This is a genomic window from Archangium violaceum Cb vi76 (assembly GCF_000733295.1).
GTDB lineage: Bacteria > Myxococcota > Myxococcia > Myxococcales > Myxococcaceae > Archangium > Archangium violaceum.
Window position 1 is genome coordinate 56,074 of the sequence record NZ_JPMI01000033.1, and the last position, 12,522, is coordinate 68,595.

General features: G+C 68.5%; 12 protein-coding genes. 9 read left to right on the top strand and 3 right to left on the bottom strand.

All coding sequences use genetic code 11. The features are described from left to right. Window positions 1-33: 33 nt before the first annotated feature. A complete protein-coding gene (locus Q664_RS05980; protein WP_043390796.1) occupies window positions 34-477 on the bottom strand; it encodes a hypothetical protein in 444 nt (147 codons plus the stop codon). 139 nt (window positions 478-616) lie between these two features. On the opposite strand from Q664_RS05980, the gene Q664_RS05985 reads away from it, so the two are divergent. Next, the gene (locus Q664_RS05985; protein WP_043390798.1) at window positions 617-2,380 is read left to right on the top strand and encodes an ABC transporter ATP-binding protein; all 1,764 of its coding nucleotides are present in this window, start codon (window positions 617-619) and stop codon (window positions 2,378-2,380) included. Between the two features lie 125 nt (window positions 2,381-2,505). Here Q664_RS05985 and Q664_RS05990 read toward each other — a convergent pair whose 3' ends face one another. Further along, on the bottom strand, window positions 2,506-3,171 hold the full coding sequence (locus Q664_RS05990) for a hypothetical protein (protein ID WP_043390800.1): 666 nt from the start codon (window positions 3,169-3,171) through the stop codon (window positions 2,506-2,508). Between the two features lie 177 nt (window positions 3,172-3,348). On the opposite strand from Q664_RS05990, the gene Q664_RS05995 reads away from it, so the two are divergent. From Q664_RS05995 to Q664_RS51645, 8 genes are all read left to right on the top strand, one after another. Further along, window positions 3,349-3,600 carry a hypothetical protein gene (locus Q664_RS05995; protein WP_043390802.1) on the top strand — a complete coding sequence of 84 codons (252 nt, stop codon included), beginning with the start codon at window positions 3,349-3,351 and terminating at the stop codon, window positions 3,598-3,600. 46 nt (window positions 3,601-3,646) lie between these two features. After that, complete coding sequence (locus Q664_RS06000; RefSeq protein WP_043390803.1) at window positions 3,647-4,411, top strand: hypothetical protein; 765 nt, start codon at window positions 3,647-3,649, stop codon at window positions 4,409-4,411. Window positions 4,412-4,414: 3 nt separating this feature from the next. Then, window positions 4,415-4,987 (top strand): hypothetical protein, encoded by a 573-nt coding sequence (locus Q664_RS06005; RefSeq protein ID WP_043390805.1) that lies wholly within the window; start codon window positions 4,415-4,417, stop codon window positions 4,985-4,987. A gap of 43 nt (window positions 4,988-5,030) precedes the next feature. Then, window positions 5,031-7,211 carry a DUF4132 domain-containing protein gene (locus Q664_RS62060; RefSeq protein ID WP_043390807.1) on the top strand — a complete coding sequence of 727 codons (2,181 nt, stop codon included), beginning with the start codon at window positions 5,031-5,033 and terminating at the stop codon, window positions 7,209-7,211. 78 nt (window positions 7,212-7,289) lie between these two features. Next, window positions 7,290-8,768 (top strand): ATP-dependent nuclease, encoded by a 1,479-nt coding sequence (locus tag Q664_RS06015; protein ID WP_043390809.1) that lies wholly within the window; start codon window positions 7,290-7,292, stop codon window positions 8,766-8,768. Then, window positions 8,755-9,621, top strand: a complete 867-nt coding sequence (locus Q664_RS06020; RefSeq protein WP_043390811.1) for a hypothetical protein — start codon at window positions 8,755-8,757, stop codon at window positions 9,619-9,621. The genes Q664_RS06015 and Q664_RS06020 overlap by 14 nt, the downstream gene beginning before the upstream one ends. Further along, window positions 9,618-10,007: a hypothetical protein gene (locus Q664_RS06025; RefSeq protein ID WP_043390813.1), complete on the top strand. Its 390-nt coding sequence runs from the start codon at window positions 9,618-9,620 to the stop codon at window positions 10,005-10,007. Before Q664_RS06020 ends, Q664_RS06025 begins: the two co-directional genes overlap by 4 nt. Beyond that, on the top strand, window positions 9,991-10,653 hold the full coding sequence (locus Q664_RS51645) for a nucleotidyltransferase domain-containing protein (RefSeq protein ID WP_160174348.1): 663 nt from the start codon (window positions 9,991-9,993) through the stop codon (window positions 10,651-10,653). Before Q664_RS06025 ends, Q664_RS51645 begins: the two co-directional genes overlap by 17 nt. Window positions 10,654-10,666: 13 nt before the next feature. On the opposite strand, the gene Q664_RS06035 is transcribed toward Q664_RS51645, so the two are convergent. Then, window positions 10,667-12,169, bottom strand: a complete 1,503-nt coding sequence (locus Q664_RS06035; protein WP_052517729.1) for a sensor histidine kinase — start codon at window positions 12,167-12,169, stop codon at window positions 10,667-10,669. Window positions 12,170-12,522 lie beyond the last annotated feature (353 nt).

The window sequence follows — 12,522 nt, forward strand, 5'->3', positions numbered from 1 at the left end:
GGCACTTCGGGATGAACGCTCGAAACGGGGGCCTCAGACCGTCCAGACCCGGTTGGCCGTCAGCTCCATGCGAGCGAGCCGCCGTTTGAGCACCGGATCAACGGCTCCCCTGGACGCCCACTTGGGGACCACGAAGTGCAGCTCCGCGTTGTAGAGCTTGGCGGCGCTGGACAGGAGGCTCCAGCGGTTCTCCGTGGTGGGGTCTTCCACCATGCCCGGAGTGACGATCTCCAGGATGATGGGGGTGCGAGCCGAATCGGACTGTCGGCAGGTGAAGTCTGGCCGATGGTCCTCGATGGTGCCCGAAAGAATGGGCGGTGGCATGAAGCCGGGCAGTCGGGCCTTGAGATCCGTGCAGCCGATGGTGCGGAAGTACTCCGCCATCAGCCACAAGAGCCGACGGCGCTCTTCATCCTCGACCACGGGCTCACAGCCCGGACTGAACAGCGCCTCTTTCCCAGTGTTGGTGTTGTCCATGGCTAGCGGAAAGCTGTCCGCCGCTTCCCGCAGGGGCAATGAAAGCTCCCACATGGATCGAATACCCGGCCGCGGGACGAGCGGGCGAGCGCGGGCCTTTGCCGGGGAGGCTTCTCAGTGAGAGAGTGCGCGCTCCGCCGTGGCCCCCCGTCCTGCTCCACACGTCTATCGCCGCCTGCTGGGATACCTCCGTCCCTATCGGAGGCTGCTGGTGTGCGGTGTGAGCGCCTCCCTGGCCGCCGCCGCCGCTACCTCGGGGTACGCCTGGCTGGTGGGGCCGCTGTTACACGCTGTCCTTACGGGAACACCCGTGGTGCTGGCGGGATTCACGCTGCCGGGCGAGCAACTGCTCGGTGTGCTGCCCCTGCTCGTGGTGGCCATGGCGACAGTGAAGGCCACGGCGGCCTTCCTCCAGGGCGGGTGGATGCAGCGGTTGGGGCAGCGGGTGATGGCGGACCTGCGCGGCTTCCTGTACGCCCGGCTGCTCGCCCAGCCACCGGCCTTCTTCGAGCGGCAGCACTCGGGTGAGCTGCTCACCCGCTTCACCGCGGACGTGCCGCTGGTGGAGTTCTCCGTGACGCAGGCGCTCTCCTCGTATGTGAGGGACGGGCTGCAGATCCTGGCGCTGCTCGTCACGTGTCTGCTCATCGACGCGAAGCTCTTCCTCGTCACCTTCGTGGTGATGCCGCTCACGGTGCTGCCAGTGCGCAGCTTCGCGCGCTCGCTGAAGAAGGTGGCCAACCGCTCGCAGACGAGCCTGGGCGCCCTCACCGCGCTCACCGCGGAGCAACTGCAGGCCCTGCCCGTGGTGCAGGCCTATGGGGGCACGCCCCGGGCGCTGAAGGCCTTCGAGGCCGAGTCGAAGCACTACCTGGGGCAGATGCGCCGCTCGCTCTTCCTGCGCGGGGCGTACAGCCCCACGGTGGAGGTGATGGGGATTGTCGGCGTGGCGCTGGCGGTGGCCTGGGGCGCGCGGGCCATCTCCGCGGACCCGTCGCTCTCCGGGCGGCTGCTGTCCTTCCTCGCCGCGGTGCTGCTGCTGTACCAGCCGGTGAAGTCGCTCAGTGGCACGCTGTCCCAGGTGCTCATCGGGCTGGTGGCGGCCGAGCGCCTCTTCGCGGTGGTGGATGCTCCGGTGCCGCCAGACGAGGGAGCGGAGGCCGGGCCGCTCACCCGGGCATTGACGCTCGAGGGCCTGCGCGCCACCTACGCGGACGGCCGCGAGGCGCTGCGCGGGGTGGACCTCACGGTGCCGGCGGGAGCCCGGGTGGCGCTGGTGGGGGCCTCGGGCGCGGGCAAGACGACGCTCTTCTCCGTGCTGCTGGGCTTCCTGCCCCCGAGCGGCGGCACGGTGGGCTGGGATGGGACCCCGCTGTCCCAGTTGAAGCCCTCCAGTGTGCGGGCGCGAATGGCATGGGTGCCGCAGGAGCCGGTGCTCTTCTCGGGCAGCGTGCGGCACAACCTGCTGCTGGGGCGGCCCGAGGCCACCGACACGGAGCTCTGGGAGGCGCTGCGGCTGGCGCACGCGGAGGACTTCGTGGGCGCCCTGCCGGGGGGCCTGGACGAGCCGGTGGGTGAGCGTGGCGCGCGACTGTCAGGTGGACAGCGGCAGCGGCTGGCCCTGGCGAGGGCCTTCCTGTGCCGGCCCTCGGTGCTGCTGCTGGACGAGCCCACGAGCGCGCTGGATGCACAGAGCGAGGCGGCGGTGGGCGCGGGCCTGGCGGCGTTGATGAAGGGGAGGACGGTGCTCGTCATCGCGCACCGGCTGTCCACGGTGCGCGACGCGGACCTCATCGTCGTGCTGGATGCGGGGCGAGTGGTGGAGGCGGGCACGCACGCGGAGCTGTCGGCGCGGGGTGGACGCTACGCCCAGCTGCTCGGAGAGGGCGCCGTCGCCGCTTGAGTTCCGCATGCTCCCTCTCCCTCTGGGAGAGGGCGGGGGGTGAGGGTCGTCACCCATGTATCTCCGAGAGCAATCCCGCGCGCAGACCCTCACCCTAGCCCTCTCCCAAGGGGTGAGGGGACATCTCACAGGAGCCAGAACAGCAGCCACACGCTGAACAGGAGCCCCAGCCCGAGGACGATGAGCATGGTCAGGCCCTCCGTCTTCTGCCGCTGGAGCATGACGGGGTCCACGGCGGGAAGCTGGAGGGGCAGTGGAGTCCGCGCCCCGGCCGAAGCAGCAGGAGGCGTGGACGCGGGCGCGGCGGAAGCGGAAACCGGAGGAGTGGCGCTCACGGGCGCGGGAGCGGCGGGCGCCATGGCCACGGCCCCGGTGCCTCCAGAGAGCACGAGCCCCTGGCGCGCTAGCGCGAGCACGCGCTGGATGTGTTGAATGTAACGGTCCTCCCCCTGGTAGTGCTCGAGGGCGAGCGCGGCGCGCAGCAGCCGGGCGGGGACGGGCTGGGCATCCGGGTGGACGACACTCGTCTCGGTGCGCACGGCCCCATCCTGCTCCACCCGTCCGGTGCGCAGGCCCACGCCACTGGACCACACGCAGTGCTCGTCCAGAAGTGTGAGCTCCTGGCGCTGCACGCGGCCCTCCGGGTCCACGAAGGACAGCAGCTCCGCCCCCTGGGTGGACAGGTGCCAGACGGAGCGCTGGCCGTCGTCACCGGGAGGCCCTTCCACCGGGCGCGCCTGGTACAGCGCCATCACCGCGGCCTTCAATCTCTCCGACGACGGATCACTCATGGACGGGGCGTCAGACTAGGGTCGGAGGGAAGGAAACGGAAGGCACAAAGGGTGGCCACGGGTCTCGTCCAGAACAGGAAGGGTCGGGCATGCCGCTGGCTCCCTGGCCGGTCTCCCCGGGGCGGGCCGGGCCTCCGGGTGGAGTCATCCCCATGGTTGGGGCCGGAGGAGCCGTATATGGCGATCATCTACCCCGACAAGCCCATCGAGTCCCCCTTCGTGGTGCCCCCCAACCGCACCGAGGTGACGGACGAGCCGGAGCCGAGCTACCCCCGCCATGACCCGCGTTTCCCGGACGTGAGCTGGATTGGCACGGCCGAGCAGGGGGGAGGCCACATGCCCGAGGACTACGAATGGCCCACCAACCCCAAGCAGCACCAGGACGACCTGATGGGCGAATGGGAGTCCCCCCAACATCGAGGCACGTGACGAGCCACGTGCCTCTCCGCCGTCCGGGCGCTACGGTGCGCACCCCATGAGCCGTTCCCGATCCAAGAAGATGGAGTTCGTGCGCCAGTTCGAGGGCGCACAGGTGCTCGACGGGCTGCTGGAGCTCGCGGGCACCTCGCATGACAGCCTCACGGTGCTGGCGCACATGCGCCAGGCCCACGCCGAGGGACGCCCCTCTCAGGAAGTGATTCCCAGCCTCTTCGGGCAGGAGCCCCGCTTCGAGTCCCCCGAGCTGGCGCGCCGCCTCTTCCAGAACCTGCTGGGGTTGTGGGACCTGGTGCAGGAAGGCAAGCAGGTGCGGCTGGAGGACGGCCCGCGCCCGCCCCGGCCGAAGAAGCAGAAGACGGAGCCGCCCCAGCCCTTCGCTCCGGGCGAGCCGGACACGGCATTCGTGGAGGGGGCCTGGCGTTATCTGGAAGACGACGAGAAGGCGCGCACCCGGCTGAACGATGCGTTCGAAAACAAGCAGGACGCGCTGCTGGGTGTGCTTGACGCCGCGGGGCTGTCGGACGAAGGATACGGAGTCGCCCGTCACCTGCTCTTCGAGCTGCACGCCATGCTGGAGCTTGGCTGGCCGCAGGGACTGGCGAGCGTGGCTCCCGCGGCACTGGAGACACCGGGCATGGAGACTTCGCCAGTGCCCACGGCCCTGACCGCATACGCGGACGAGGCGTTGTTCGAGGCGGAGCAGGACGAGGAGCACCCCCTGTCACCCGAGGAGCTGGCGACGGCACGCACCCTGGTGAAGCGCGGATTGGCGGCGCTGTGGAGTGCTCGGAAGGGAAAATGAAGAATGGCACGTGACAAGGACGACGATCGGGGTGGTGGAGGCTTCTCCGGCAAACGGACGAAGAGCTGGCGGGAGATCGACGCTTCGCGCGGCAAGGGCCGGGGGCACACCTCGCGGCAGGATGATCCGGCGCAGCAGCGCATCGAGCGCAGCGCGTCGTACCAGAAGTACAAGGCGGCGGCGGATGCGCTCTTCACGGGCGGCGAGCTGCCCGAGGGTCTGGCGAAGACCTTCGATCCCGAGGGCAAGCGCAAGGCGCAGAAGCAGGCGATGCAGAAGCTGATGGAGTCCGCCGAGGACCCGCGGGCATGGGCGCAGGGGGTGCTGGACTACCTGGAGAAGTACCCCGAGCTGCCCGAGGACCCGTACTTCCTGGACAGCCTGCTGGGCCACCCGCGCGAGCGGATCGTGGACAAGGCGCTGGGCAGGCTGGAGGAGCTGGAGGCCGAGGGCAAGCTGGTGAAGACGAAGGTGCCCAAGAGCCTGGATCAGCGCCTCAAGGGCATCGAGCTCACCAGCCTGGATCCCGACATGCAGAGCCGGGCCAAGGCGCTGCGCGAGAAGCTGCGCGTCTGAGCCGGAGGGCCCCGCCCAGTTGGTATAAGCGCGGAGGTCCCCCATGCTCCCCCCCGCTCCCATCCCCGACGCGCCTTCCCCCGAGGCCGAGTGCACCGGCCTCTCTCGGCTCTCCTCGGCACAGCTAGGGGAGCAGCTGCGGGGGGAGGCGGCGGTTTCGCGCGTGGCGGCTCGCACCCTGCTCGGACGGCTCGAAGCCGTCCACGCCGTCCTGATGGGGGTGGAGGACGCGGCGCTGGCCGCGCGCACGGCCTGGGTGCCGGAATCCCGGGAGGAGGCAGACGCGGAGCGTGAGCGCCTGCGCCCCCTGGCGCTGGAGGCGCTCACGCGACACCCGGAACTGCTCGCGCAGACGACCTCGACGTATGTCCGCGACGGCTCCCCGCTCGCCGCGCTGCCCGTGGAATCCTTGCCGGCCCTGGCGCCGGCGGTCCGCGCGCTCCTCGCGACGACGCAGGCGCTCGAGCCCGTCCGCACCGTGCAGACGTTCCTGGCCCGGGCCACGCCGCGCCATGTGGTGGAGACGGGGCTCGCCACGGATGCGCACCCCCGCGTCCGCCGCGCGGTGCTCCAGGCGCTCTGCCGCTCGCGCATGGACGGAGCCGTGGAAGTGCTCCGGCAGCTCTGCACGCGGCCGGAACTGACGGCCGTGGACCGAGGCCTCCTCCTGGACCGGCTGGAGACGCTCGGCGAGGACGTCTCCCTGCTGGACCGGGAGAGCACGCTTCCGCTCAAGGCATGGGTGGAGCTCGCCCGGGCCGAGGGCGCGGACGCAGTGCCCAAGGACCTTCGCGGGCTCCCATTCGTCACCGCGCTCGCGCCGCTCGGGGAGTTACCGGTGCGGTGGCTGCTCACGCGGACCAGGGAGCTGGGGGAGGAGCGGCTGCCCCGCCCGTTCCGGCACCTGCTCGAGCAACACCTCCCCCCTCAGGCGCTCCCGGCGCTCGGGCGGCACGCGCTGGAGAGCTGGCTCTCGGTGAAGGGCAAGACGGGCGCCGCCTGGATGCTCTCGCTGATCGCGGAGTACGGCGGGGACGAGGCGGTGACGACCATCTGCCGCCGGATTGATGAGTGGCGCCGCCACCAGAAGCCCAAGGCCAACACCGCCATCCGCGCCCTCGGCAGGATGGGAACCATCTTCGCTCTCTCGCAGCTAGAGCGCATCGCCTCCGCGGGCGGGCGGTACAGCGAGTCACTCGTGCAGAACGCACGCGAGGGGCTCGCGGAGGCCGCGGCCGCGCGTGGCCTGACACCCGAGCAGCTGCGCGAGGAGCTGGTGCCGGACCTGGGCCTCACTCCGGAGGGTCTGGTGGTGGACATGGGCCCCCGCAGGCTCCGGGTGAAGGTGCGGGCGGACCTCTCGCTGGAGGTGCACCACGAGAGCGGCAGGGTGACGCAGTCCTTCCCGGCCCTCCGCAAGGACGAGGACCCGGTGAAGCACGCCGAGGGCAAGCAGCGCTTCGACGTGCTCCGCAAGAACCTCCAGCCGGTGCTGAAGGCGCAGCTCGCGCGGCTCGAGGAGGCGCTCTTCGTCCAGGACGACTACACGCAGGAGCGCTGGCAACGGCTCTTCCTGCTCCACCCGGTGCTGCGGCTCGGTATCCAGCCCGTGCTCTGGTCGCGGCTCACGCCCATGAGCGAGGTCGTGGGCTCTTTCCGCGTCGCGGAGGACGGGACGCTGGTGGACGCGCAGAACGCGGAAGTGCGACTGCACCCCTCCGAGCGCGTTGGCCTCTGGCATCCGGTGCTGGAGGATGCACGCACGCACTCGCTGTGGGGGGAGCACCTGGCGGACTACCGGCTCGTGCAGCCCTTCCGCCAGCTCCAGCGCGAGGCCCTCCGGCCCACCGACGCGGAGCGCGGGGCCACGGCCATCACCCGCTTCCAGGGCCTGTCCCTGTGGGCCAGCCGGCTGAGAAACACCCTGGAACGGCTCGGGTGCCGAGCCCCGGTGGGGGAGAGCGGCATGCTTCACGAGCACGCGCGCGCCCTGCCGAACCACGGGGTGGCCTTCCGCGTGCTCCACTCCCCCATCCAGCGGCAGTTCGAGCTGGAGGAGCGGGTGGAACTGGGGCAGCTTGAGTACACGCTCGAACCGCGGTACCGGCAGCGCCACGGCCTCGCACAGGAGGGCCAGCCCACGCTCGGGGAGCTGCCGCCGGTGCTGTGCGCGTGTCTGCTCGACGTGATGCGATCGCTGGCACTCCAGGCGGACACGCCCTGAAGCAAGGGCAGAGCCAAAGAGCTTCTGCCGCCGATCCTGTGTCACTATCTTCGGCAACGGCCCTGGACCAGGAATCGGATGCACTTCGAAAGTGAGCAGTGGCGGTACCTCGCGCCATTCCAGCAGTACCCGTGTGTCGTCCTGGAGCGGGGCACGCCGTGGAATGACTTCGGCCATGTGACTCGCTTCACGGCATGGTTCTGTCCGGAGCCCGGCCGCGACATCCGGCTGGGCTTCGTGAAGATCCTCCAGCGGGGTCAGATGCGGACCGAACTTCCCCGAGTGTTCACACGGCTGGATGAGGACTTCTGCAGCCTGGGGCAGGACATGGGGTTCTATGACCGTGTCCGTGAGCTGGGCCCTGCGCTTGCCAGGGAAATTCTCGAAGGGCTCCGAGATGTGGCCCTCAGCCCTTCGCATCGGGAAGCATTCGAGAACGAGCGCGGGTACGGTCTCTCGCTGCTGCGGTCATCGTCGGCACTCCTGGCGTTGCGCGAGGCCCACTCGATTTTCGGAGCGCCTGCTGAGGGGTTCGTCCCGTCCAGCGCCGGGGCGCCGCAACCCCCGAGCTTCTCCTACAGGGTTCGGCTGGATGGCTTCGACCTCATGCACGAGTTGGAGATCGGCTTCCAGGTCCGGGACGAGTGGCTCGGACGGATGGTTGCGCTCGTGGGTCGCAATGGAACCGGAAAGACCGTCCTGATGGCGAAGCTGGCACATGCCCTGAGCGGGTTCTTGTCCGAAGAGGACACGGGCTTGAGCCCGGCGAAACCGCCGGTCAGCCAGGTCATCACCATCTCGTACAGCCCCTTCGACACCTTCATTCGTCCCCGCCATCAACCGGGAGTCAGCTACGTCTACTGTGGCCTGCGCGACCCCGGAGACAAGGTCGACCTGAAATGGGCCCTCTCGGCCTTCGACGATGCGATGGAGAGCCTCCACGAGCAGGGGCGTTGGGAGGTATGGCGGCGGCTGCTGGAGAAGTCCGGCATCCTCGAGGAGCTTCCCTCCTCCACGAACGTCGCCGAGTATCCCGGAAGGCTTTCCGCGTGGATTCAGCAGCAGAGTTCCGGTCACAAGGTCGTCCTGCTCATCCTCGCCAGGGTGTTCGCGAGCATCCAGCGGCGCTCGGTCCTGTTGTTCGATGAGCCGGAGACGCATCTGCACCCGCACCTGCTCTCGGCCTTGATGCGGCTGCTGCACCTGCTGCTGCATGAGTACGACTCGTACGCCATCGTGGCGACGCACTCCCCCATCGTGCTCCAGGAGCTACCGGCCCGGGACATTCGCATCATCGAGCGTGAAGGCAACATCCCCTTCGTCACCCGCTACCCTGGCGAGTCCTTTGGCGAGAACCTCACTGAGATCGTCAACACCGCGTTCCGGGTCGACGAGAAGAGCAAGAACTACTTCCACATCCTACGCCAGCTCGTGAACGAGAAATCAAACCGCGACGACGTCGCCGCATTGTTCGACCGGCGGCTCAACCTGAACGTGCGCATGGCGCTTCACGCGCTGACGACGGACTCCGAGGCTCAAGACGATGATGAGCCTTAGGGTCTGCGCGGATCCCCCTCTCACCCGCTTCGACGCCATCGCGACAGCGAAAGAGTCGCCCCGGCGCGAGCGGTTGCTCGAGTTCAAGGAACTCGTCGCTAGCGAATATGCCGCCTACCAGAACGCATGCCCTGATCTGGCGCCGATGCCCTTGCTTCCGCTGGATGCACAGGCGCGAGGAGATCTGCTCCACTGCTATCAGGGGGAGACCCAGCCGCTGGAGCACCTGAAGGCATTGATCCGGGCCATGCAGGCACCCGAGCAGATCGCGGTCTGCCAGTACTGTGCCCTGAACGCACCCGGGACGTTCGACCACTACCTTCCCGAAAGCCTGTACCCGCAGTTCTCGGTCTACGCACTGAACCTCATGCCCTGCTGCGGGGACTGCAACCAGAAGCGAAGCACCGCATGGCGCAACTCGCAGGGGGAGCGCAGGCATGTGCACCTCTATAGCGATGTCATCGACCAGGGCGTGCAGGTGCTCTTCGCGGAAATCAGCGTCGCCGAGACACCACTCGCGACGTTTCGCCTGGAGTTGGGAGCGGTCCACACGCATCCCTTCTACCAGTTGCTTCGTCGACACTTCACTCAACTGGGCCTGCTGAAGCGTTATCAGGATGCTTCCTTCGCGAGGCTGAACGAGCACCATCGAACGATTCATGTACTAGGCCAATACTCCGGCCGGAAGGGATGCCTCCGTGTGCTTCGGGAGCAACTCGCGGAGGACAGAAGAGTCCTGGGGCCCCACAACTGGAAGGTGGCGCTCCTGCAAGCGGTGCTCGAGACACCAGAATTCATCCAGTTCGCCCTGGATACCTCACCGTCTCGTGAGAATGAGAAGGACGGGACATGACGAACAGAGCTGAGGCGCTCGACGTATTGCAGGAGGCAATCGATTCGCTCGAAGGGCTCCGGCAGCCGCGCAAGGTCGAGCCCACGCTGGACGCCATCGCCGCGGCCCTCAAGCCCCTCCTGGAGCTCCCCGACCAACTCGCCCGCAGGGCCGTCGCGTTGGACGAGCTGCTCGCCTGGCTGGTCAGGGAGGGAGGCCTCGAGCCAACCACGGCCAGGGCAGCCAGCCGGTTGCTCGAAGCAGCCAGCGTCGAAGGTTATGCCTGGGATGCAGGGCCTGACGAAGTGGACGAGAATGACAAGGAGGCGCTCCTGGACGGGTTGAGGAGCCTCCAGGACGAACTCTCGGACATGCCCGACGATGACGACGATGCCGAAGACGCGTGAAGAGTGGATTGCATCCCTGGAACCTCGTCTGGAGCGAGGGGGCTCCTCCTGGGACAGGTTGTCTGGGGCGTGCGAGCAGCTCGTCATCTTTGGCTCACGCGCGGCGGGGGTGCCCAACGAGGACTCGGACTTCGACCTGCTGTGCGTAGGCCCTGGGGCCAGTCGGCTGAGCCGCGCGCTCGACCTTGTCTTCATCGCACCCGAGGACCTCCTGGGCGAGCGGTGGCTGGGCTCCGAGCTGGCGGGGCATGTCGCCCGCTACGGCATCTGGCTCAAAGGAGAGCCGGATTGGGTGCACCGGCAACATGGCTCCCACCAGGCCGTGGAACGAAAGAGGCAGAAGCTCCTGCATCGGCTGCAAGCCGTGGAGCAGTACTTCCACCTCCTGGATCCTCTCTACCTCCAGAAGTACCTCACCCTGACCCGGCGCGACCTTCAGCGGTTCGAGCACCTCACCCATGGCGAGCCCGTGCCTCCCACCCCCATCCTGGACCGGGCCTGGGCGCAGCTTGGCAATCCAGCCGCGAAGCTGCGGGCGCTAGCGAGCGAAGCGGGCGTGGGCTCACCCTTCCTGCTCGAGCGCCTGAGCGTCCCGGAGTACTGGCCCGCGAGCCCCAGGCTGCAGCGGCTCCAGGGTTGGGATTGAGCCTGCCTGGCGCTCACACGGGCAGGCGCACCGTGAAGCGCGCCCCACCCTCCGGCGGGTTCTCCACCGAGATGCTCCCGCCGTGGGCCTGGACGATCTCCCGGGCCACGTACAACCCCAGGCCCAGCCCACCGTAGTGCTTCATCGACGCGGCCCGCTCGAACCGGTTGAACAACCTCTCCACGTCCTTCTCCGGGATGCCCGGCCCCCGGTCCTGGACGACGAGCACCGCCTCCGAGCCCTCCCGCGTCACCGAGAGCTCCACCGGACTCCCCGCCGCGTACTTGAATGCGTTGGACAGCAGGTTGGAGATGACCTGCTCGATGCGCAGGCGATCCCACGTCCCCTCCACGGGAGGCCCTTCCCGCACCCGCACCGGACACTCCGCCTGGGCCGCCGCCTCGCTCAACCGCTCCGTCACCTCGTGCACCGTGGCCAGCAACTCCATCCGCTCCGGCCTGAGCGTGAGCTGGCCCGTGCTGAGCCGGGACACGTCGAGCAGCGTCTCGATGAGGCCCGCCAGGCGCTCCGTGCTGCGGACCGCTCGGTCCAGCTTCGAGGAACCCCCCGGCTCCAGCGAGCCTCCCTTCCCCCTCAGGCCATGCAGCTGGAGCTGGAGCGCCGTGAGCGGCGTCTTCAACTCGTGCGAGGCGATGGCGAGGAACTCGTCACGCAGCCGGATGGCCGCCTGCGCCTGCGCGAGCCGCAGCCGCTCCTCCTCCGAGCGCTTGCGCTCCGTCAGGTCCCTCGTCACCTTCGCGAAGCCCCTCAACTGCCCGTTCTCGTCGCGCACGGCGGTGATGACCACGTCCGCCCAGAAGAGCGTCCCGTCCTTGCGCACCCGCCAGCCCTCGTCCTCCACGCGGCCCGCTACCGCCGCCTCGTTCAGGAGCGCCCACGGCCTGCCCTGCGCCACCGCCTCCTCCGGGTAGAAGCGCGTGATGGGCTGGCCGATGATCTCCTTCGCCTCGTAACCCTTGATGCGCTGCGCTCCCAGGTTCCAGCTCTCCACGCGCCCGTCCGGCCCCACCATGAAGATGGCGTAGTCCTTCACGCTCGTGACCAGCGCCCGGAAGCGCTCCTCGCTCCGCCGCAGCTCCTCCTCGGCCTTCCGGCGCTCGGTCAGGTCCCTCGTCACCTTCGCGAACCCGGTGAGCCGGCCCTTCGCGTCGCGCATCGCGGTGAGGATCACGCTCGCCCAGAAGCGCTCCCCGTTCTTGCGCACCCGCCACCCCTCCTCCTCGAAGCGGCCTTCCGTCGTGGCGAGCCGCAGCTCGTACTCGCTCTTGCCGGTGTTGCTCTCCTCGGGCGGATAGAAGAGGGAGAGGTGCTTCCCGAGGATCTCCTCCCGGGTGTAACCGATAATGCGCTCCGCTCCGTTGTTCCAGCTCCTCACCCGCCCCGACAGGTCGAGCATGAAGATGGCGTAATCCTGGAGACTGTCGATGAGGTACTGGGCTTGATCGTCCCGCGCGTCCACCAGTTCCAGGAGCACCTGCGAGTTCTGTTCGAGCATGTCGTCTCCCCGGCTCAGCTCATGGCGCTCGCGCCATGGCGGGAAGAGACGCGCGGCGGTCCACGGCTCCCGGCATGGGTGTAGGGCTCGAAGGTGTCGTCGCGCAGTGGATGTCCGTGCATGGTGCGGTTCTCTCAAGAGGTGTACCGCCCCAGGGGCTGGCGTAAACCGGTCTCGGTATTACTTGTTTATGTCCAAAACAAATACGCCCACGTTCGCTCGTCTCTTCCGCGTCACGCGAGGCCAGACGGGCTACCGGGCGACCGCTGTTTCCGTCTCTCGCGGCGTCACCACGGTTTTTTTCCAGGACGGGAGAACGGGGCTCTAAACCCTCACCCCGTCCCTCTCCCAGA